18 protein-coding genes are annotated in these 21,584 nt (G+C 71.4%); 11 read left to right on the top strand and 7 right to left on the bottom strand.

Annotated features, from left to right (window positions below; all coding sequences use genetic code 11):
• Nucleotides 1–3: 3 nt before the first annotated feature.
• Nucleotides 4–633: a lipoprotein gene (locus tag ABZ565_RS07450; RefSeq protein WP_361021512.1), complete on the bottom strand. Its 630-nt coding sequence runs from the start codon at nt 631–633 to the stop codon at nt 4–6.
• A 123-nt stretch (nt 634–756) separates the two neighbouring features.
• Here ABZ565_RS07450 and ABZ565_RS07455 point away from each other — a divergent pair, with 123 nt between their 5' ends.
• The 5 genes from ABZ565_RS07455 (at nt 757) to ABZ565_RS07475 (ending at nt 9,258) form a co-directional block, all read left to right on the top strand.
• On the top strand, nt 757–2,571 hold the full coding sequence (locus ABZ565_RS07455) for an ABC-F family ATP-binding cassette domain-containing protein (RefSeq protein WP_361021515.1): 1,815 nt from the start codon (nt 757–759) through the stop codon (nt 2,569–2,571).
• A gap of 101 nt (nt 2,572–2,672) precedes the next feature.
• On the top strand, nt 2,673–4,403 hold the full coding sequence (locus tag ABZ565_RS07460; RefSeq protein WP_361021518.1) for a PQQ-binding-like beta-propeller repeat protein: 1,731 nt from the start codon (nt 2,673–2,675) through the stop codon (nt 4,401–4,403).
• Between the two features lie 242 nt (nt 4,404–4,645).
• A complete protein-coding gene (locus ABZ565_RS07465) occupies nt 4,646–6,544 on the top strand; it encodes a PQQ-binding-like beta-propeller repeat protein (RefSeq protein WP_361021521.1) in 1,899 nt (632 codons plus the stop codon).
• A gap of 58 nt (nt 6,545–6,602) precedes the next feature.
• Nucleotides 6,603–8,441, top strand: coding sequence for a PQQ-binding-like beta-propeller repeat protein (locus ABZ565_RS07470; protein ID WP_361021524.1), 1,839 nt, complete (start codon nt 6,603–6,605; stop codon nt 8,439–8,441).
• Nucleotides 8,442–8,565: 124 nt separating this feature from the next.
• Nucleotides 8,566–9,258 carry a LuxR C-terminal-related transcriptional regulator gene (locus tag ABZ565_RS07475; RefSeq protein WP_361021527.1) on the top strand — a complete coding sequence of 231 codons (693 nt, stop codon included), beginning with the start codon at nt 8,566–8,568 and terminating at the stop codon, nt 9,256–9,258.
• A 31-nt stretch (nt 9,259–9,289) separates the two neighbouring features.
• Here ABZ565_RS07475 and ABZ565_RS07480 read toward each other — a convergent pair whose 3' ends face one another.
• On the bottom strand, nt 9,290–9,580 hold the full coding sequence (locus tag ABZ565_RS07480) for a hypothetical protein (RefSeq protein WP_361021530.1): 291 nt from the start codon (nt 9,578–9,580) through the stop codon (nt 9,290–9,292).
• A 15-nt stretch (nt 9,581–9,595) separates the two neighbouring features.
• Nucleotides 9,596–11,266, bottom strand: a complete 1,671-nt coding sequence (locus tag ABZ565_RS07485; RefSeq protein ID WP_361021533.1) for a sodium:solute symporter family protein — start codon at nt 11,264–11,266, stop codon at nt 9,596–9,598.
• Nucleotides 11,267–11,503: 237 nt separating this feature from the next.
• Here ABZ565_RS07485 and galT point away from each other — a divergent pair, with 237 nt between their 5' ends.
• Genes galT through galK form a run of 3 tightly spaced genes read left to right on the top strand, consistent with a single transcriptional unit; the run spans nt 11,504 to nt 14,690 of the window.
• Entirely contained in the window at nt 11,504–12,547 is a 1,044-nt protein-coding gene (galT, locus tag ABZ565_RS07490) for a galactose-1-phosphate uridylyltransferase (RefSeq protein WP_361021536.1), read from the top strand.
• Nucleotides 12,544–13,524 (top strand): UDP-glucose 4-epimerase GalE, encoded by a 981-nt coding sequence (gene galE, locus ABZ565_RS07495; protein WP_361021539.1) that lies wholly within the window; start codon nt 12,544–12,546, stop codon nt 13,522–13,524. Before galT ends, galE begins: the two co-directional genes overlap by 4 nt.
• A complete protein-coding gene (gene galK, locus ABZ565_RS07500; RefSeq protein WP_361021542.1) occupies nt 13,521–14,690 on the top strand; it encodes a galactokinase in 1,170 nt (389 codons plus the stop codon). The genes galE and galK overlap by 4 nt, the downstream gene beginning before the upstream one ends.
• Before the next feature lie 21 nt (nt 14,691–14,711).
• On the opposite strand, the gene ABZ565_RS07505 is transcribed toward galK, so the two are convergent.
• The gene (locus ABZ565_RS07505; RefSeq protein ID WP_361021545.1) at nt 14,712–15,155 is read right to left on the bottom strand and encodes a GNAT family N-acetyltransferase; all 444 of its coding nucleotides are present in this window, start codon (nt 15,153–15,155) and stop codon (nt 14,712–14,714) included.
• Nucleotides 15,156–15,351: 196 nt separating this feature from the next.
• Between ABZ565_RS07505 and ABZ565_RS07510 the strand changes: the two genes are divergently transcribed.
• Entirely contained in the window at nt 15,352–16,167 is an 816-nt protein-coding gene (locus ABZ565_RS07510) for a response regulator transcription factor (RefSeq protein ID WP_361021548.1), read from the top strand.
• On the opposite strand, the gene ABZ565_RS07515 is transcribed toward ABZ565_RS07510, so the two are convergent.
• Nucleotides 16,126–16,623 (bottom strand): MarR family transcriptional regulator, encoded by a 498-nt coding sequence (locus tag ABZ565_RS07515; protein ID WP_328900557.1) that lies wholly within the window; start codon nt 16,621–16,623, stop codon nt 16,126–16,128. The two genes, ABZ565_RS07510 and ABZ565_RS07515, sit on opposite strands and share 42 nt — an antisense overlap.
• Before the next feature lie 88 nt (nt 16,624–16,711).
• Here ABZ565_RS07515 and ABZ565_RS07520 point away from each other — a divergent pair, with 88 nt between their 5' ends.
• Both ABZ565_RS07520 and ABZ565_RS07525 read left to right on the top strand, forming a co-directional pair.
• Nucleotides 16,712–17,524 (top strand): trans-aconitate 2-methyltransferase, encoded by an 813-nt coding sequence (locus ABZ565_RS07520; RefSeq protein ID WP_361021552.1) that lies wholly within the window; start codon nt 16,712–16,714, stop codon nt 17,522–17,524.
• Nucleotides 17,521–17,886: a VOC family protein gene (locus ABZ565_RS07525; RefSeq protein WP_361021555.1), complete on the top strand. Its 366-nt coding sequence runs from the start codon at nt 17,521–17,523 to the stop codon at nt 17,884–17,886. The genes ABZ565_RS07520 and ABZ565_RS07525 overlap by 4 nt, the downstream gene beginning before the upstream one ends.
• Nucleotides 17,887–17,952: 66 nt before the next feature.
• Here the strand turns inward: ABZ565_RS07525 and ABZ565_RS07530 are convergent, their stop codons facing one another.
• A complete protein-coding gene (locus ABZ565_RS07530) occupies nt 17,953–19,620 on the bottom strand; it encodes a VCBS repeat-containing protein (protein WP_361021919.1) in 1,668 nt (555 codons plus the stop codon).
• A gap of 87 nt (nt 19,621–19,707) precedes the next feature.
• Nucleotides 19,708–21,471, bottom strand: coding sequence for a VCBS repeat-containing protein (locus ABZ565_RS07535; RefSeq protein ID WP_361021922.1), 1,764 nt, complete (start codon nt 21,469–21,471; stop codon nt 19,708–19,710).
• Nucleotides 21,472–21,584 lie beyond the last annotated feature (113 nt).

Genomic DNA, 21,584 nt, shown 5'->3' on the forward strand with positions numbered 1-21,584 from the left:
GGGTCAGCCCACCCGTACCGACGTCTTCGCCAGCTCGTACGCCGGCAGCATGCCCCCGTGCTCGTCCGAGTCGAGGCCGCCCAGGTGGATCACGACCGGGCCGTCGGGGGTCGGGAGGGCGAAGGCGTGGGCGGGGCGGTCCTCGTCCATGAGTTCGCTGTGGAGCGTGTAAGCCACCTCGGTCAGCGTCAGCTTTCCGGCCGTGACCTGCTTGTACGCGGCCTTCGAGGCGTCCTCGTCGGCCTTGACGAAGCCCTCCAGCGTCTCGCGCGGCGAAGCGCCCTTGCCCTCGCCCTGCCAGACCCGCAGGAACCCGATGTGCCCGGCCGGCTTCGCGTCGATCTCGCAGACCATGGTGACCGGGCCCTGCGTCCCGAGTTCGGCCAGCTCCGAGTCCGGGTCGACCTCGACGGCCTTCGGCTTCCAGTCCTTCGCCAGGTCGAACGTCACCGGCAGCTCGCAGCCGGAGCCGGCACCGCCGACCGTGCCGCCCTTGGCCGCGGTCTTCACCGCGGGCGCCGAGGACTTCTCCGGCTTCGCGTCCGCGCCGGAATCCGCGTCCGACGAGCAGCCGGTCAGCGCGGACGCGGCCATCAGTACGGGCAGCAGCCCGCGAACCGTACGACGTGTCATGGAAATCCCCACCCCTGATCGTTTGCGCGCAACGTACACCGGGGCGGATCGGCGCTCGTACGGAGGTCCGTGCGGCGGCGACTACGCTGGAAGGCCGGAGTCTTCCTCGTAGCTGGAGCGTTTGTGGCCGTCAACCTCATCAATGTCGAGCAGGTCAGCAAGGTCTACGGCACCCGTGCCCTGCTCGACGGTGTCTCCCTCGGCGTCTCGGAGGGCGACCGGATCGGTGTCGTCGGCCGCAACGGCGACGGCAAGACGACCCTGATCCGGATGCTCGCCCGGCTGGAGGAGGCGGACACCGGCCGCGTCACGCACAGCGGCGGGCTGCGCCTCGGCGTGCTCACCCAGCACGACTCGCTCGACCCCCGGGCCACCATCCGCCACGAGGTCATCGGCGACCTCGCCGACCACGAGTGGGCGGGCAGCGCCAAGATCCGCGACGTGCTGACCGGCCTCTTCGGCGGGCTCGGCCTGCCGGGCTTCGCCGACGGCCTGGACACGGTCATCGCCCCGCTCTCCGGCGGCGAGCGGCGCCGGATCGCGCTCGCCAAGCTGCTCATCGCCGAGCAGGACCTCATCGTCCTGGACGAGCCGACCAACCACCTCGACGTCGAGGGCATCTCCTGGCTCGCCGGCCATCTGCGCGCCCGCCGCTCCGCGCTGGTCTGCGTCACCCACGACCGCTGGTTCCTGGACCAGGTCTGCACCCGCATGTGGGACGTGCAGCGCGGCACGGTCCACGAGTACGAGGGCGGCTACAGCGACTACGTGTTCGCCCGCGCCGAACGGGAGCGGATCGCCGCGACCGAGGAGACCAAGCGGCAGAACCTGATGCGCAAGGAGCTGGCCTGGCTGCGGCGCGGTGCCCCCGCCCGCACCGCCAAGCCCCGCTACCGCATCGAGGCCGCCAACGAGCTGATCGCGGACGTGCCGCCGCCGCGCGACACCAGCGAGCTGATGAAGTTCGCCAACGCCCGGCTCGGCAAGACCGTGTTCGACCTGGAGGACGTCACCGTCCAGGCGGGCCCCAAGACCCTGCTCCAGCACCTCACCTGGCAGCTCGGCCCCGGCGACCGCATCGGCCTGGTCGGGGTCAACGGCGCCGGCAAGACCTCGCTGCTGCGGGCGCTCGCCGAGGCCGCCCGCAGCGAGGGCGAGGTCCAGCCCGCCGCCGGGAAGATCGTCGTCGGCAAGACCGTCCGGCTCGCCTACCTCTCCCAGGAGGTCCACGAGCTGGACCCGAACCTGCGCGTGCTGGAGGCCGTCCAGCAGGTGCGGGACCGGGTGGACCTCGGCAAGGGGCGGGAGATGACCGCCGGACAGCTCTGCGAGCAGTTCGGCTTCGCCAAGGAGAAGCAGTGGACGCCCGTCGGCGACCTCTCCGGCGGCGAGCGGCGCCGGCTCCAGATCCTGCGGCTGCTGATGGACGAGCCCAACGTGCTCTTCCTGGACGAGCCGACCAACGACCTCGACATCGAGACCCTGACCCAGCTGGAGGACCTGCTCGACGGCTGGCCCGGCTCCATGCTCGTGATCTCCCACGACCGGTTCTTCGTCGAGCGCACCACGGACCGGGTCATGGCCCTGCTCGGCGACCAGGCGCTGCGGATGCTGCCGCGCGGCATCGACGAGTACCTGGAGCGCAGGCAGCGCCAGGCCGAGACGTCCGCCCCCGCGGCCGCCCCGGCCGCCGCGCGGACCGCCGCCCCGGCGCCCGCGGTCTCCGCGCAGGCGGCCCGCGCGGCCAAGAAGGAGCTCCAGAAGGTCGAACGGCAGCTGGAGAAGATGTCGTCCCGCGAGACGACCCTGCACGCCCAGATCGCCGAGAACGCCACGGACTTCGAGAAGGTCGCGAAGCTGGACGCGGAGCTGCGGGAACTGGTCGCCGAGCGCGACGTGTTGGAGATGCGCTGGCTGGAACTGGCCGAGGACGCCTGACCGTCGTCACAGGTGAGGCGGGTGGTAGAAAGGATTTTCGCCCGGTACGGGGGACAACCGTGCCGCTTCACCAGTGACAACGGAACAGGGGGACGGGTCCGATGAGCCAGCCGCCCGGACAGCAGCCGCCGCAGGGCGGGTTCGGGGCACCGTACGATCCGGCGACCGGCCCGTACGACGCGCCCACCCAGCCGCCCGGCCCCTACGGAGCACCCCAGCCCGGCCCGTACACCCAGCCGCCCACCCGGCCCGGCTACGGCTACCCGCCGCAGCCCGGCCCCTACGGGCAGGCCCAGCCGGGCCCGTACACGCAGCCGGGGCTGCACCAGATGCCCACCCAGCAGCAGTACGCCGCCCCCGCCCCCGGCGGGCCGCAGGGCCCGGGCGGGCCGTTCCGGGGCCGGGTCGCGAAGATCGTCGGGGCAGTGGCCGCCGTGGCGCTCCTCGCGGGCGGCGGGATCTGGTTCGCCACCGGTGGCGGAGAGCACGACAAGCCCCTCGCCGGGCCGACCCACTCCGCCGAGCCCACCGTGACGCCGTCCCCGACCAAGGGCGGGGCCACCGGGAAGCCGGTGGTCAGCCCCGAGGAGGAGGCCCGGGCCATCAACGCCGGGGCCGAGCCGGGCGAGGCGAAGGTCGCCTGGATCCAGAAGGGCGGCATCGACCTGCCGCGCAACGGAGAAGACCAGTTCGGCCCCTGGTTCGCCGGGGACACCGTCGTCCGGGCCCTGTTCAACACGGTCTCCGGCTACTCGGTCTCCGACGGCACCCGGCGATGGAACCTCCGGCTGCCGGCCAAGATGTGCTCGGCGCCCTCGCAGCCCACCGCCGACGGCCGGATCGTCCTCGGGATCAGGCACGACACCGCTGCCGACGCCGAGTGCGACACGCTCCAGATGGTCGACCTGAAGACCGGCAAGGCCGGCTGGCGCAAGTCGTACGTCCGCAAGGGGGTCTGGGACGGGCTCTCCGACCTCGCGATGTCCATCAACGGCGACACCGTGACCGTCGGCCGCACCAGCCGGACCGAGGGCTTCCGGATCAGCGACGGCAAGCAGCTCTTCGGTGAACGGCCCGGCACCTGCCAGCCGTTCGGCCTCGCCAGCGGACCGGTGGCCATCGCGGCGGTCAGCTGCCACACCGCCGACGACCAGTACAAGGACCAGCAGGTGCAGCGGATCGACCCCGCCACCGGCAAGGCCCTGTGGACGTACAAGCTCAAGAAGGACTGGGAGGTCGCGCAGATCCTCTCCGTCAGCCCGCTCGTCGTCTCGCTCAAGCAGCCGGAGAAGTGGGCGATCCTCGTCCTCAACGCCGACGGCACCTACCGCTCCCAGCTCTCCGGCGGACCGGGCGACCTCCAGCTCAAGTGCGAGCGGGACATGATGTCGCTCGGCCGGAACCTGGACAACTGCGTGGGCGTGGCCGCCGACGCGAACACCCTCTACATGAGAACCGACTACGGCGAGTTCGGGGACCTCCACGCCAACAAGGTCGCGGCCTTCGACCTGGCCACCGGGAAGTTCCGCTGGTCGGCCGACGCACCGGGAGGCCAGGCCGTCACCCCGCTGCGCACCGAGGGCGGCAAGCTGCTGATGTACGTCCACGCGGTCAAGGGCAAGGGCGGCGGGATCGCCTCCCTCCCCTCCACCGGCGGCACCCCCCGGTTCGTGCAGCGCCACCCGGCGTCCGGCGCCGACCTGGAGCGCGGCATCTACGAACCGCGCATCGTGTACACCGGCGGACGCTGCCTGCTGACGCCGTCACGGCTCAGCGGCATCAGCGGCGACGACGAGGTGGACATGCGCTCCATGGTGGTCTTCGGCAGCTGACGGGCCGAAGCATCACAGCGGCATCACGGCCCGGTCCTCCCTTGGGAACAGGGGCGGACCGAACCGGAAGGCGCCCTCGGACGGGTGGTACAAAGAAGTCCCGCTCGACTGACGTGACACTGCGGGATCCATGCCCGATTCGCTCCATTTCGCCGTGGCTCAGGGGGCCTTGCCCCCAGGTGCCGGCGAGATCGCGGGGGAGTCCGGAACGGGCACCGGACCGCACGAAGGGGGACGCGCTGATGACCCAGCCGCCCGGACAGCAACCGCCGCAGGGAGGCTTCGGCGCTCCGCAGGAGCCGCCGCACGGGGTACCGCAGCCGCCCCAGGGCCCGCCGCAGACTCCGCCGCCGCCCGCCGCGCCGCCCCAGGCCCCCGCCGCGCCGCCGCCCCCGCCGCCCGCACAGCCGGGCTACGGCTACCCGCAGCAGCCCGGCCCGTACGACAAGCCGCAGCAGCCGGGGCCGTACGGCCAGCAGCCGCAGCCCGGCCCCTACGGACAGCAGCCGCAGCAGCCCGGCCCCTACGGACAGCAGCAGCCCGGCCCGTACAACCAGCAGCCCGGCCCGTACGGGCAGCCGCAGCCGGGTCCGTACGGCCAGCAGGCGCAGGCCGGTTACGGCTTCCCGCCGCAGCACCCCGGCGCGCCCGTGCCGCCCGGCCCGAACGGCCCCGGCGGCGGCCCGTTCAAGCGCAAGCCGGCCATGATCATCGGGGCTGCGGTCGCCGCGCTCCTGGTCATCGGCGGCGGCGTGTACTTCGCGACGAGCGGCGGCGACGGCGACGACGACAAGCCGGTCGCCAAGAAGAGCGAGCAGGTCGCGAAGCCGTCCGGGTCGCCCTCCGTCGACCAGGGAGACGGCAACGGCACCGGCCGGGAGGAGGACGACGACCTCAACAGCGGCCGCAAGGACGGCGAGGCCAAGGTCCTCTGGCTCCAGAAGAACGACGTCGACCTCCCGCGCAACGGCGCGGACGTCTACGGCCCCTGGATCGTCGGCGACACCATCGTCAAGGGCATGTACCGCACGGTCTCCGGCTACTCGGTCGCCGACGGCAAGCAGGCGTGGACGCTGAAACTGCCGGCCGACATCTGCTCCGCGCCCGAGCAGACCACCGCCGACGGCAAGATCGTCATCGCGATCAAGAACGGCACCACCGACAAGGCCGACTGCTCCGCCCTCCAGCAGATCGACCTCAACACGGGCAAGGCCGGATGGAAGAAGGAGGTCGAGAAGAGCGGCCTCTTCGACATGATGTCCGACCTCTCCATGGCCATCAGCGGCGACACCGTCACGGCCGGCCGCACCGGTGCGTCCAACGCCTTCCGGGTCAGCGACGGCAAGGAGGTCTTCGGCAAGCGGAGCGGCAACTGCCAGCCGTTCGCCTTCGCCGGCGGCCCCAAGCTCATCGCCGCGGTCAACTGCCGCACCGACGACATCGAGAACCCGCAGCAGGAGATCGAGGAACTCGACCCCAGCACCGGCAAGGCGAAGTGGACCTACAAGCCCGCCCGCGGCTGGGAGGTCGAGAAGGTCTACTCGGTGACTCCCCTCGTCGTCTCCCTCACCAAGGGCGACTCCAGCGACGACAAGAAGTGGACCATCATCGCGCTCCGCGAGAACGGCACGCTGCGCTCCCAGCTGTCCAGCGACAAGGGTGACAAGTTCTCCCCGGACTGCGGCGGCGGCTTCACCATCTTCGGCCAGCAGCTCCAGGGCTGCGTCGGCGTCGCCGCCGACGCCAACACCTTCTACATGTCCACCACGGACGACTCCAGCGGCTCCGCCCGCACCAACAAGGTCGTCGCGTTCAACCTGAACACCGGCAAGACGAAGTGGAAGGCGAACTCCCCCGCCGAGCAGACCATGGAGCCGCTCGGCATGGAGGGCGGCAACATCCTGCTCTACATCGACGGCGGCTACAGCAAGGGCGGCGGCATCGCGACCCTCTCCCCGGCCGGCGGCAGCCCGAAGACGGTGCTCCAGCACCCGGACTCGACCTCGGAGATCGAGCGCGGCTTCTACAACCCGAAGATCCAGTACGTGGACGGGCGTTCGTTCATCACGAGCGGGCGGGTCAGCGCGGGCAACGACAAGGAAGAGCTGCAGACGAACACCATGATGGCCTTCGGCAACTGACGGCTCACCCCTCCCTGACGAACCCGACCGATCTCCCTTCCCCGAGGTACGCAACGCCATGACCCAGCCGCCCCAGCAGCCGCCCAACGACCCGCCCCAGGGCGGCTTCGGCGCCCCGCAGGACCCGCCCCCCGGTGGCTTCGGCGCCCCGACCCCGCCCCCCGGCCCGCCTCAGCAGCAGCCGGGCTACGGCTACCCGCCGCCCCAGCCGCCCCAGCCGCCCACGCAGCCGGGCTACGGCTTCCCGCAGGCGCAGCCGCCCCAGCCGCCCACGCAGCCGGGCTACGGCTTCCCGCAGCACGGCCAGCAGCAGCCGCCCACCCAGCCCGGCTACGGCTTCCCGCAGCAGGGCCAGCAGCAGCCGTACGGTTACCCGACCGCCCCGATGCAGCCGGCGTACCAGCCGCCGCAGCAGGGCGGGGGCGGGAAGAAGTTCTCCACCCAGGCGCAGATCATCGTCGCCGCCGTGGTCGCGGTCGCCCTGATCGTCGGCGGCGGCCTCTGGTACGCCTCCAGCGGCGGGGACGACAAGAAGGACGAGGCGGGCTCCTCCGCCGGCACCTCCGGCGAGAACAAGGGCGGCAAGGGCGACGACGGCGGGAAGGGCGGCGGCACCGGCGGCAAGGAGAAGGCCCCGGCGAACGTCGACTCGGCCGTCGGCTTCCAGCTTCCGCAGCCCAAGGTCACCGACGTCACCACCGTCGACGGCTCCTGGGTCACCGACAAGGCGTACGTGAAGTCGGGCGTCAACGAGGTCGTCGGCTACGACCTGGACAAGGGCACCAAGCTCTGGTCGATCCCGCTGGACGGCCAGGTGTGCGCCGCGTCCCGGCACATGAGCAAGGACTACAAGACCGCCATCCTCTTCGAGGAGGCCAAGCGGACGAAGGCCAAGAACTACCAGAGCTGCAACAAGGTCGGCGCCCTCGACCTGGCCACCGGCAAGCTGCTGTGGAGCAAGTCGATCACCGCCTCCACCGGCGGTGACCGCCCGGTCCGCTTCGCCGAGGTCACCCTCAGCGGGAACACGGTCGCCGCCGGCGGCACCGACGGCGGCGCCGCCTTCAAGCTGGACACCGGCGCCGAGCTCTGGAAGCCGAAGGCCAGCACCGACGGCTGCTACGACGCGGGGTACGGCGGCGGCGAGGCCCTGGCCGTCGTCCGCAAGTGCGGTACGTACGACGACCCGCAGCTCGTCATCCAGTCGCTGAACCCGACGACGGGTGCCCCGCTCTCCTCGTACAAGATGCCGGCCGGCGTCGACTACGCGAGCATCGTCTCCACCAAGCCGCTCGTCGTCGCCGCCGACGTCGGCGACACCGCCGGCGACGGCAGCAGCATCTCGGACTTCTTCTCGATCGACGAGGCCACCGGCAAGCTGAAGATCCGCATCTCCGCCGACGCCGAGAAGTACGCGGCCAGGTGCGGTTCCACCGAGGTCGAGCAGTGCCAGCACCTCGCCGTCGGCAACAACCGCATCTACCTGCCGACCGAGGAGCACGAGGGGACCGGCGAGAGCTTCAGCCGGACCAACGAGATCGTCTCCTTCGACCTCACCACCGGCAAGCAGACCGGCGACCGGGCCGACGCGGGCGAGAAGTTCACGATGTTCCCGCTGCGCATGGACGGCAACAACATCATCGCGTACCGGGAACCCCCGTACGACAAGGGCGGTGAGGTCGTCTCCATCGACGGCAGCACCTTCAAGCAGACGGTCCTGATGCGCAACCCGTCCGACGAGGCCACCCGGGACGCGGAGACCAGCTTCTCCGCCGACTACGCGGAGTTCCGCTACGAGCAGGGGCACTTCTTCATCTCCGAGACGATGATCAGCGCACCGCGCAAGAGCTCGTACGACGAGAAGGAGTACCTGGTGGTGTCCTTCCGCACCAGCTGAGCGCGAATCACGGATGTGGGGGTGGAACCGGCCGGTTCCACCCCCACACGCGTACCCGGCCGTGTAACTTGCAGGCCCTGGAGGGCCGGGGGGCCCGTGCCGGTGCGACGGGGGGAATGGGGCGATGGGTGTCCGGCTGATGGTGGTCGACGACCACCGACTGCTCGCCGAGGCGCTGGCCTCGGCGCTGAAGCTGCGCGGCCACCGGGTGCTGGCCGCCGCCGCGCCCACCGCCGGGGCGGCGGACCTCGTCGTCGGACGGGCCCCGGAGGTCTGCCTGTTCGGTACCGCGTCGCCCGCCGTGCCCGGCACGTTCGACCCCGTCGTCCGGATCCGGCGCGAACGCCCGCAGACCGCGGTGGTCGTGCTCGGCCCGGTCCCCAGCCCGCGCGGGATCGCCGCCGCCTTCGCCGCCGGGGCCGCCGGGTACGTCCGGCACGACGAGCGGATCGAGGGCGTGGAGCGCGCCATGGTCAAGGCCAGGGCCGGGGAGGCGGCCATCGCGCCCCAGCTCCTCCAGGGCGCCTTCGCCGAACTGCTCGACCCGGTGGCCCAGCCGGACGACGAGGGCCGCAGGCTGCTGCGGCTGCTCACCCCGCGCGAGGTCGAGGTGCTGGTCCGGGTCGCTGAGGGCGAGGACACCCGGCTGATCGCGGCCGGGATGCGGATCGCGCCGAGCACCGCCCGTACGCACGTCCAGCGCGTCCTGATGAAGCTCGGCGTCGGCTCCCGGCTGGAGGCCGCCGCCCTGGCCGCCCGGACCGGGCTGCTGGACCGGGCGGCGGTGACACGCCAGGGGCCGGACCCCGTCGGCTGACGGTGTCCGGCCCCTGCCGCGTAACGGCGTATCAGCTCTCCGGGGTGTCCTCAGGAGCGGGCTCCGGGGCCTGGGCCGGGCGCAGCTTCATCCAGACCAGGAAGAACAGGCCGAGGGCCAGCATGGCGAGGCCGGTCCAGAGGTTGATGTGGACGCCCTGGGCCTTCTTCAGGTCCGCGTCGGACGGGCTGATCCCGGCGATCGTCACGATGATCCCGTAGACCACGAAGAGGCCGCCGATGATCCGCCGGATGTCGAAGAGGCGGGCCGCCGTGGCGGACTTCTGCTCCAGGTCGGAGACTTCCTTGTGCAGGTCGGACATGGTGGGTTGCTCCGATCAGAACGAGTAGGGGACGTAGCACAGGGCGGCGAGCACGATGGCCCCCCAGCCCAGGAGTGCGGGCCTGCGGTACCAGGCGCTGTCGCCCTCCTCGGGCACCTCGGGGGCGCCCGGGGACTCGGTTCCGTAGACGAGGCCGGCGAGTTCGGCCTCGGGCTTGGGAGCGGTGAAGAGCGTGACCGCGATCATGACGACCGCGCCGGCGACGAAGCCGACGATCGCGGAGACGAAGTTGGCGCCCTGGTCGCTCGGGATGTCGATGACGCCCTGCTTGTAGATGACGAAGTAGTTGACCATCGCGGCCGTGGTGCCCGCGAGCAGGCCCCAGACACCGGACTTCATCGAGGCGCGCTTCCAGAACATGCCGATGATGAAGACGACGAAGAGCGGCACGTTGAAGAACGAGAAGAGCGTCTGGAGGTAGCTCATGATGTTGGAGAAGCTGGCGGCGATGAACGCGGTGCCGATGGAGGCCAGCACGCCGAGCGCCGTGATCATCCGGCCGAAGCGCAGGTAGTACGCGTCGGACTCGTCCTTCTTCACGTACCGCGCCCAGATGTCCGTGGTGAACACGGTGTTGAACGAGGAGACGTTGGCGGCCATACCCGCCATGAACGCGGCCAGCAGACCGGTCACCGCGATGCCGAGCACACCGTTGGGCAGCAGCTCGCGCATCAGCAGCGGGATCGCGTCGTTGTACGTGGTGCCGGAGCCGGCGGCGCCGATGTTCGGCACGACCACGGCGGCGACCAGGCCGGGGATCATCACGGCGAAGACGATGAACATCTTCGGGAAGGCGGCGATCAGCGGGGTGCGCTGGGCGGCCGAGAGGTTCTTCGCGGACAGGGCGCGCTGCACCTCGGCGAAGTTCGTCGTCCAGTAGCCGAAGGAGAGCACGAAGCCGAGGCCGAGGACGATCGTCAGCCAGTTGGCGCCGAGCGGGTTGGCGTCACCGATGCCCGTGCCGCCCCAGGCCGACATGAAGTTGGAGCCGTGCTTCGACGTCAGCGAATCGCTCAGCCCGTCCCAGCCGCCGACGCGCTTGAGACCCAGCAGGGTCAGCGGGATCAGCGCGGCGAGGATGACGAAGAACTGGAGGACCTCGTTGTAGATCGCGGAGGAGAGCCCGCCGATCGTGATGTAGACGAGGACGAAGAGGCCCGCGACGACGATCGCGACCCACTGCGGCCAGCCGAGCAGCGCCTCCACGACGATCGACAGGGCGTACAGGTTGACGCCCGCGATCAGGATCGCCGAGAAGGCGAAGAGTATGGAGCTCAGCAGGTGCGCGGACTTGTCGAAGCGCTGGAGCAGGAACTCCGGCACCGAGCGCACCTTCGAGCGGTAGTAGAACGGCATCATCACGAGGCCGAGGAAGACCATCGCGGGGATGGCGCCGATCCAGTACCAGTGCACCACCGCGACGCCGTACTGCGCGCCCGTCGCCGCCATGCCCAGGATCTCGGTGGCGCCGAGATTCGCCGCGACGAAGGCCAGCCCCGTCACCCATGCGGGCAGTGACCGTCCCGAGAGGAAGAAGTCGAGGCTGGTTTTGACACTCGCCCGGGCGGCGAAGCCGATGCCGAGCACGACGACGAAGTAGATCGCCAGGATCGTGTAGTCGAGCCAGTTCGTGGGGAGCCGGAGCTCTGCTGCCAGATATTGCATGTGGGGGACTCGCTTCGTTGCGCGAACGGAACCCGAAGGAAACTACGCTCTTGTGTTCGGAAAGTGAACAGTTCCCCAGCGGTTCTTTGTTTGTTTGTGATCGTATTGGTGGAATCGCAGCCTTCAAGCGGCCGTGATCCCCCCTCGCATCGCCCGTATGCCCCCGCCGTCGACTCATTGACGCATCTGTTGACTTGTGGTTCATTGTGTTGGCTTATGTTTGGTGGGAGGAGTCTGGTGAAGAAGACGGTTACGACGCTCGCCGACGGCCGGGAGCTGATCTACTACGACAGCCGCGACGACCTCGTGCGCGAGGCCGTCGACACGCGCCCGCTCGACGCCGTCTCCACCTCGTCCGAGATCCGGCGCGACCCCCTCCTCGGCGACAGCGTGGCCATCGCCTCGCACCGCCAGGGCCGGATCTACCACCCGCCCGCCGACGAGTGCCCGCTGTGCCCCTCGCGCGAGGGCCGGCAGAGCGAGATCCCGGAGCCCGACTACGACGTCGCCGTCTTCGAGAACCGCTTCCCCTCGCTCGCCGGCGACTCCGGCCGCTGCGAGGTCGTCTGCTTCACCTCCGACCACGACGCCTCGTTCGCCGACCTCACCGAGGAGCAGGCCGGGCTCGTCCTGGACGCCTGGACCGACCGCACCGCGGCCCTGGCCCGGCTCCCGCAGGTCAAGCAGGTGTTCTGCTTCGAGAACCGGGGCGCCGAGATCGGCGTCACGCTCGGCCACCCGCACGGCCAGATCTACGGCTACCCCTTCATCACCCCGCGCACCGAGCTGATGCTCCGCTCGATGGCCGCCCACCACGCGAAGACCGGCCGCAACCTCTTCGACGACGTGACCGCCCGCGAGGAGGCGGACGGCTCCCGGATCGTGCTCGCCACCGAGCACTGGATCGCCTTCGTCCCGTACGCGGCCCACTGGCCGTACGAGGTCCACCTCCACCCGCGCCAACGCGTCCCCGACCTGCTGGAGCTGGGCAAGGAGGCGCGCACGGAGTTCCCACAGGTCTATCTGGAACTGTTGAGGCGATTCGACCGGATCTTCGGACCCGGAGAGCCGCCGACCCCGTACATCTCCGCCTGGCACCAGGCGCCGTTCGGGATCCCCGGACGTGAGGACTTCGGGCTCCACCTCGAGCTTTTCACCATCCGACGGACCTCCGGCAAGCTGAAGTTCCTCGCGGGTTCCGAATCCGGCATGAGCGTGTTCATCAACGACGTGCCGCCGGAGACCGCGGCCCAGCGACTGCGAGAGGTAGCGAGCCAGTGAGCAAGACCCCGAAGAAGTACCTGGTCACCGGTGGCGCCGGTTACGTGGGCAGTGTCGTCGCCCAGCACCTGCTTGAGGCCGGCCACACCGTCACCGTCCTGGACGACCTCTCCACCGGCTTCCGCGAGGGCGTCCCGGCCGGGGCCGGCTTCATCGAGGGCCGCGTCCAGGACGCCGCCAAGTGGCTCGACGCCTCCTACGACGGGGTCCTCCACTTCGCCGCGTACTCCCAGGTCGGCGAGTCCGTCACCGACCCCGAGAAGTACTGGCTCAACAACGTCGGCGGCTCCACCGCCCTGCTCGCCGCGATGCGCGACGCCGGGGTGCGCACCCTGGTCTTCTCCTCCACCGCCGCGACCTACGGCGAGCCGGTCTCCAGCCCCATCACGGAGGCCGACCCCACCGCCCCGACCAGCCCGTACGGCGCGACCAAACTCGCCGTCGACCACATGATCACCGGCGAGGCCGCCGCCCACGGCCTGGCCGCCGTCTCGCTGCGCTACTTCAACGTGGCCGGGGCGTACGGCGACTGCGGCGAGCGGCACAGCCCCGAGTCCCACCTCATCCCGCTGGTCCTCCAGGTCGCCCTCGGGCGGCGCGAGTCGATCTCCGTCTACGGCGACGACTACCCGACCCCGGACGGCACCTGCGTCCGCGACTACATCCACGTCGCGGACCTGGCCGAGGCGCACCTCCTCGCCCTCGACGCCGCCACCCCCGGCGAGCACCTGATCTGCAACCTCGGCAACGGCAACGGCTTCTCGGTCCGCGAGGTCATCGAGACGGTCCGCGAGGTCACCGGCCACCCCGTTCCCGAGACCGCGGCCCCGCGCCGCGCCGGAGACCCGGCCGTCCTCGTCGCCTCCGCCGCCACCGCCAGGGAGCGGCTCGGCTGGCAGCCGTCCCGCGCCGACCTGGCCGGAATCGTCTCCGACGCCTGGACGTTCGCCCGCCGAGAGGAGCCCACCGCACCATGACCGAGGACCACGCAGAGCTGACCGCCTCCTTCACCGAGCTGTACGGAAGCGAGCCCGAGGGGATCTGGGCCGCACCCGGCCGGGTCAACCTGATCGGCGAGTACACCGACTTCAACGACGGCTTCGTCATGCCGCTCGCGCTCCCGCACACCGCGCGCGCCGCCGTCGCCCGCCGCACCGACGGCGAACTGCGGCTGCACTCCACCGACGTGCCCGGAGGCGTCGTCCGGCTCCGCGTGGACGGGCTGACCCCGAACGAGGGCCACGGCTGGGCCGCCTACCCGGCCGGCGTCGTCTGGGCGCTGCGCGAGGCGGGCCACGCGGTCACCGGCGCCGACATCCAGCTGACCTCCACCGTCCCCACGGGCGCCGGGCTCTCCTCGTCCGCCGCCCTCGAAGTGGTCACCGCCCTCGCCCTCAACGACCTCTTCGGCCTCGGGCTCGACGCGGCGGAGCTCGCGGTCATCGCCCAGCGCGCGGAGAACGCCTTCGTCGGCGTCCCCTGCGGGGTCATGGACCAGATGGCGTCCGCCTGCTGCACCGAGGGCCACGCCCTGCACCTGGACACCCGGGACCTCGGCCGCCGCCAGGTGCCCTTCGACCTGGCCGCGCACGGGCTGCGGCTCCTGGTGGTCGACACCCGCGTCAAGCACGCGCTCGGCGACGGGGCCTACGCGGAGCGCCGGGCCGGCTGCGAGGAGGGCGCCCGCCTGCTCGGCATACCCACCCTGCGCGACCTGCCGTACGAGGAGCTGGGCGCCGCCCTGGACCGGCTCGCGGAGGCCGGCGCGGACGAGTCCGTCGTGCGGTACGTACGCCATGTGGTCGGCGACAACCAGCGCGTCGAGCAGGTCATCGCGCTGCTCGACGCGGGCGACGTGCGCGCGGCCGGCCCGGTCCTCACGGCGGGACACATCTCGCTCCGCGACGACCTGCGGGTCTCCTGCGTGGAGCTCGACGTCGTGGTCGAGGCGGCCAACGCGGCCGGGGCGCTCGGGGCGCGGATGACCGGGGGCGGCTTCGGCGGCTCGGCGATCGTGCTGGTCGAGGAGGAGCGGGCGGACGCGGTCACCAAGTCCGTCCTGGAGGCGTTCACCGCGGCCGGCTACGGCACCCCGGGCGTCTTCCCCGCGGTGCCGTCTGCGGGCGCACGCCGGCTGGTCTGACCCGGCGGACGCCCGCGGGCGTCAGCGGAGTTCCTTGGTGAGGGTGAACTCCGTGACGCCCGGCGGGAAGTCGTCCACCCGCCCGCGCACCTCGTACCCCTGCTTCCGGTAGAAGCCGGGGGCCTGGAAGTCCCAGGTCTCCACCCGGGAGCGGGTGCAGGCCCGGTCCGCCCGCGCCACCCGTTCCGCCTCGGCGAGCAGCCGCGCGCCGAGGCCGGAACCCCGGTGCGCGGTATCGACCCACAGCAGCTCCAGGTGGAGCCAGCGCGCCCAGGTGTGGGCCGCGAGACCGCCCGCGAGGCGCCCCTCGGCATCCAGCGCCCAGACGTGCAGCGGCTCCTCGTGCGCGTCGGGCGCGCCGCGCAGGGCGGCCATGTGCGGTGAGCGCGCGGTGTTGTCGTCCCGCAGCCGCCGGTGCAGCTGCACACGTCGTTCCTTGTTCACTTCCGTCTCAAGATGGAACATGCGCCCCACCCTAGGGCGCACCCCTGGACAACTTCCGCCAATTCCCTTCCCCCCGGGCCCCCCGCCCGTACCCTGATGCTCAGCGCCGGCGGGGGGCCTGCGCCGTATTCAGGGGCACGGGACAGCCGGGCGCAGCACCGTGCGGGTCCGGCCCCGTCGGGGGACGCACGCTTGGGGGCGCCCCGTCATTCACAGCATGGGGGTGCCTGTGGCCCGTATCCGGGTTCTCGTGGTGGACGACCACCGGATCTTCGCCGAGTCGCTGGCGGCCGCGCTCGCGGCCGAGCCGGACGTCGAGGTGGCCGCGGCCGGCAGCGGCCCGGCGGCGCTGCGCTGTCTGGAGCGCGCGGCGGCCGAGGGCCGGGGGTACGACGTGCTGCTGGCCGACGCGGAGCTGGGCGCCGTCGCCGCGCCCGCCCGCACCGGCGCGGGCCCGCTCCCGGTGCCCGCCCCGCGCTCCGGACCCGGCCCGGCCGGTCCGGTCGACGGGATCGCCCTGGTCGGCGCGGTGCGCGTGGCGCGTCCCTCGGTGCGTACGGTCGTGCTCGCCGAGAAGGACGACCCGGCCCGGGCCGCGCTCGCCCTCCAGGCCGGGGCCTGCGGCTGGGTCGCCAAGGACAGCTCGCTGCAACGGCTGCTGGCGGTGATCCGGGGGGTGCTGCGCGACGAGACACATCTGCCCGCCGCCCTGCTGACGGGGGTGCTGCGGGAGCTGCTGGCCGACCGCAAGCACCGCACCGAGAGCGAGAAGCTGGTCGAGTCGCTGACCCCGCGCGAGCGCGAGGTGCTGCGGTGCATGGTCGCGGGCCTGGGCCGCAAGGCGGTCGCGGAGCGGCTGTTCCTCTCACCGCACACCGTGCGGACGCACATGCAGAACGTGCTGGGGAAGCTCGGCGTGCACTCGACGCTGGCCGCCGTGGCGCTGGCCAGACGCGCGGGCGTCGGCCCCGTCGACCTGGAGGAGCCGGAGCTAGCCGGGGATGTTGTCGAACGGGGCGGTCAACTGGCGTAGCAGCCCGGCCAGTTCGCCGCGCTGCTGGCGGGAGAGCTCGCCGAGGATGGCCCGCTCCTGGGCCAGGAGGCCCGCCAGGGACTGGTCGGCCTTGTCACGGCCCTCGGCGGTGAGCCGGACCAGCACGCCGCGCCGGTCGCTGGGGTCGGGCAGCCGCTCGACCAGGTTCTTCTTGGTGAGGCGGTCGATGCGGTTGGTCATCGTGCCCGAGGTGACCAGGGTCTGGGTGAGCAGCTGGCCGGGGGAGAGCTGGTAGGGGGCGCCGGCCCGGCGCAGCGACGTGAGGACGTCGAACTCCCACGGTTCGAGCTGGTGCTCGGCGAAGGCGATGCGGCGGGCCCGGTCGAGGTGCCGGGCCAGGCGGGAGACGCGGCTGAGGACCTCGAGCGGTTCCACGTCGAGGTCGGGGCGCTCGCGGCGCCATGCAGCGACCAGACGGTCGACCTCGTCCTCCATGTGGATCAGTGTAGAGGGTCTGTCGACATGAAGTCTCTTGAATTCGAGTGTCTTGACATCAAGATACTCGCGGTCGATCCTGGAAACCATGACCGCACCCCTCTGGGACCCGCAGCAGTACCTGCGCCACGCGGACCACCGCACCCGCCCCTTCCACGACCTCCTGGCCCGCGTCCCCGACCCGCCGGACAGCCCCGGAGACGCCCCCGCCCCCCGCATCGCCGACCTCGGCTGCGGCGCCGGCAACGTCACCGCCCTGCTCGCCGAGCGCTGGCCGCACGCCCGGATCACCGGCTACGACAACTCCCCGCAGATGCTGGAGAGGGCCCGCGCCCACGCCACGGAACTGCTGGACTTCACCGAGGCCGACGCGGCCGTCTGGGCGCCCCCGGAGCCGTACGGCCTGATCGTCTCCAACGCCCTGCTCCAGTGGGTCCCCGGCCACGCCGCCCGCCTGCCGGTCTGGCTGGACGCCCTGCTCCCCGGCGGCACCCTCGCCCTCCAGGTCCCCGGCAACTTCGACCAGCCCTCGCACGTCCTGATGCGCGAACTCGCGGAGTCCCCGCGCTGGCGCCCCCGCCTCGGCGGCCTGCTGCGCCACGCGGACGCCGTGCTGAGCCCCGCCGGATACCTGGACGCGCTGACCGGCCCCGGGACCACCGCCGACGTCTGGGAGACCACCTACCTCCACCTGCTCCCGGGCGAGGACCCCGTCCTGGACTGGGTCAAAGGCACCGGGCTGCGCCCCGTGCTCACCGCGCTCGCCGATGACGAGGAGGCCCGGGACGCCTTCCTCGCCGACTACCGCGACCGGCTGCGCACGGCCTACCCGAAGGGCCCGCACGGCACGGTCCTCCCGTTCCGCCGCATCTTCGCCGTCGCCCACCGGGAGCCCCGATGATCGCCTCGCTCGACCACGTCCAGCTCGCCGCTCCGGAAGGCAGCGAGGAAGCCCTGCGCGCGTACTACACGGACGTCCTCGGCATGACGGAGATCCCGAAGCCACCTGTGCTCGCGGCCCGGGGCGGCTGCTGGTTCGCCGCCGGGCCCGTCCAGCTGCACCTGGGCATCGAGGCGGACTTCCGCCCCGCCCGCAAGGCCCATCCGGGCCTGCGCGTCACGGACATCGAGGCGTACGCGGCCCGGCTGGCCGAGCGCGGCGCCGAAGTGGTCTGGGACGACGACCTCCCGGGCCACCGCCGCTTCTACAGCCACGACCCGGTGGGCAACCGGCTGGAGTTCCTGGAGCCGGTGACCGGCTGAGCCCCGGCACACGGGAGCGCCCCGCCCCCGCGCGTGCGGGAACGGGGCGCCGTGGGGCACGCGGGCCTAGAACAGGCTGTTGTAGATGTCCCAGCCGTAGCCGATCTTGACGCGCTTGCTGATCGTGCCGGTGCCGGTGGACGAGTAGCGGTACACGTCGCCCTTGCCGTCGACGCCGATCAGGTCGGCGAAGCCGTCGCCGTCCATGTCGCCCGGGGCCGCGAGCTGCTTGTACGTGTTGTAGCCGTAGCCGAGCCCGACGCGGGCCGAGAGCGGCTTGGCGGCCTTGCCGGTGCCCTTGTACAGGTACAGGTCGCCCTTGGTGTCGCGGGCCACGACGTCGGCGAGGCCGTCGCCGCTGAGGTCGCCGGCGCCGACGAGTGCGGTGTAGGTGTCGTAGCCGTAGCCGACCTTGACCTTGGCGGCGAAGCCGGTGCCGAGCCCGTTGCCCTGGTACAGGTACAGGTCGCCCTTGGTGTCGCGGGCCAGCAGGTCGCCCTTGCCGTCACCGCTCAGGTCGCCCGGGCCGGTCAGGTTGTTGTAGTCCTGCCAGCCGTCGCCGATGAATTCGTCGTTGATGCCGAGTCTGCCGTCGAAGTTCTGGACCAGTTCGGCCGTGCCGTCGTGGCCGAGGGACGACGCGAACGCCAGCCCCACGTTGTTCCAGCCCTCGTCCTCGCCGTTGTGCCCGCGCGGGCCGAACGTCCCGTCGTTGCGCGAGTCGTACCAGTACAGGCCGCCGGGCTTGGTGCGGGCCAGGACCTCGTGCTTGCCCCAGTCGGGGTTGCCGCCCGCGCCGGCGAACAGCGCCGCCTTGTTCCACCCCGTGGCGCCGGCCTCGCGTGCCTTGAAGGTGCCGTCGCCGATGGAGTGGTACACGTAGCTGTCGCCGCCGGGCTTACGGGCGAGGAGGTCGCCGAGACCGTCGCCGTCGACGTCGTCGACGGCGATCAGCTGGTTGTAGACGTCCCATCCGTAGCCCACCTTGACGCGCGTCTTGAAGGGCTTCGCCGCGTCGCCGGTAGCGGCGTAGAAGTACACGTCACCGGCGGGCGTACGGGCGATCACGTCGCCCAACCCGTCGCGGTTGACGTCGTTGACGCCCACGACCTGGTTGTAGACGTTCCAGCCGTACCCCACCTTGACGCCGGCCTTGAAGGGCGCGCTCTTCACGTCGCCGGTGGAGATGTAGACGTAGACGTCACCGGAAGGCGTCCGCGCGAGGAGATCGGCGCGGCCGTCGCCGTCCAGGTCACCGGGGGCGGTGACCTTGTTGAACTTCTGCCAGCCGTTGCCCGACCAGGTGGCGCTGCCGGTGCCCTTCTCGCCCGTGCTCCGGAAGAGCGAGAGCTTGCCCGAGGCCGACAGCGCCAGGATCTCGGGCTTGGCGTCGCCGTCCAGGTCGCCCGGCGTGATGATGTCCTTGAACATCTCGTACCGGTCGGCACTGTCGATCTTGTACGGGTGCGTGCCGTACGTGTTCGTCGAGGTGTACAGGACACCGTCCAGGTCGCGGTACAGCATGTTGCTGGAGCCGTCGCCGTCCAGGTCGCGCAGCGGCTTGGCCGGGACGACCGAGGACGGGGACTGCGCGGTGGCGCCGCTCGGGGCGGACGCCGGGTCATCGGCCGAGGCCGGAGCCGCCAGCAGCATGCCGGCGGAGAGAACGAGTGCGGTGCAGGCCGCGATCCGGCTCGCGCGCTTCGGGCGCACGACGGAACGGCCGGGTATCACAGAGGACAAAGCCCCCCCAGGGGTTGCAGCGCCCCGTCCCCGCGGGTGCGGGGACGGGGGCGCGATCGTTGACGCGGTGACGCGGGCCTAGTACAGGCCGTTGTAGATGTCCCAGCCGTAGCCGATCTCGACGCGCTTCTCGATCGTGCCGGTGCCGGTGGACGAGTAGCGGTACACGTCACCCGCGCCGTCGACGCCGACCAGGTCGGCCTTGCCGTCGCCGTCGAGGTCGCCCGGGGCCGCGAACTGCGTGTAGATGTTGTAGCCGGTGCCGATCTCGGAGCGGGCCGAGAGCGGCTTGGCGGCGTCGCCCGTGCCCTTGTACAGGTACAGCGTGCCGTCCGTGGCACGGGCCACGACGTCCGCGAGGCCGTCGCCGCTGATGTCACCGGCGCCGACGATCTTGTTGTACGTGTCGTAGCCGTAGCCGACCTTGACCTTGGTCGCGAACTTCGTGCCGAGCCCGTTGCCCTGGTACAGGTACAGGTCGCCCCCGGTGTCGCGGGCCAGCAGGTCGCCCTTGCCGTCGCCGGTCAGGTCGCCCGGGCCGGTCAGGCTGTTGTAGACCTGCCAGCCGGAGCCGATCTGCTCGGCGCCGACGTAGAGCGTGCCCTTGTAGACCTGGAGGAGGTCGGCCCAGCCGTCGTTGTCCAGCGAGGAGGCCAGCGACAGGCTCACCTGGTTCCAGCCGGTGTCCGAGCTGTCCAGCTGACGCGGGAAGAACTTCTCGTTGTTCCGGCTCTGGTACCAGTACAGGCTGCCGCCCTTGGTACGCGCCTCCAGCTCCTGCTTCCCGAAGACCGGGTTGCCGCCCGCCCCGGCGTACAGCGCGGCGGCGTTCCAGCCCGTGCCGGCCTCCTCGCGGGGGGAGGACGTCCCGTCGCCCACGGCGCGGTAGAAGTAGAGGTCACCGCCCGGCTTGCGGGCCATCAGGTCGCCGAAACCGTCGCCGTCGACGTCGTCACAGCCGATGATCTGGTTGTAGATGTCCCAGCCGTAGCCGACCATGGGGAGCCGCTTGAACGGGTTCGTCGCGTCACCGGTGCCGAGGTAGGCGTACACGTCGCCACTGGGCGTACGGCCCAGGACGTCGCCGATGCCGTCGCCGTCCACGTCGTTCATGCCGACGATCTGGTCGTAGATGTTCCAGCCGGAGCCCACCTCGACACCGGCCTCGAACGGCGCGCTGTCCACGCTGCCGGTGGAGATGTAGAGGTAGATGTCACCGGCCGGCGTACGTGCGAGCAGGTCGCCGCGGCCGTCGCCGTCCAGGTCACCGGGGGCGATGACCTTGTTGAACTTCTGCCAGCCGTTGCCCGACCAGGTGACGGGGCTGGTCGTGTTCGCGTCCAGGCTCCGGTAGAGCGAGAGCTTGCCGGTCGCCGACAGCGTCAGGACCTCGGCGTTGCCGTCGCCGTCGAGGTCGCCCGGGGTGATGATGTCCTTGGACATCTCCAGCTGGTCGTCACTGTTGATCGTGTACGGGTGCGATTCGCCGGCGGCGTCCGTGACGGCGTACACATTGCCGTCCAGGCCCCGGTACAGCTGGTCGCTGCGGCCGTCGCCGTCCAGGTCCGCACGCGGCTTGGCCGGGACGACGGAGGACGGGGACTGGGCACCCGCCACGCCCGGCGCACCGGACTTCTTCTTCGCCGCGGGCTTCGGCAGGCTGAGCGTCGGCTGCCCGCCGAGCGCGGCGGTGGACTGCGCGGTGGCGCCGGCCGGGGCGGGCGCCGGGCCATCGGCCGAGGCCGGAGCCGCCAGCAGCATGCCGGCGGAGAGAACGAGTGCGGTGCAGGCCGCGATCCGGCTCGCGCGCTTCGGGCGCGGGACGGAACGGCCGGGTTCCACAGAAGTCAAAGCCCCCCCAGGGGTGATGTGGTGGAACCGGGAGAAACGCCTTCACGGGCACGGTGCGTGCAGGGTGAAGCATTCCCGGGATGTGCCCAGACTGTACAACGCCC

This window comes from Streptomyces sp. NPDC016469 (assembly GCF_040632905.1).
Lineage (GTDB): Bacteria > Actinomycetota > Actinomycetes > Streptomycetales > Streptomycetaceae > Streptomyces.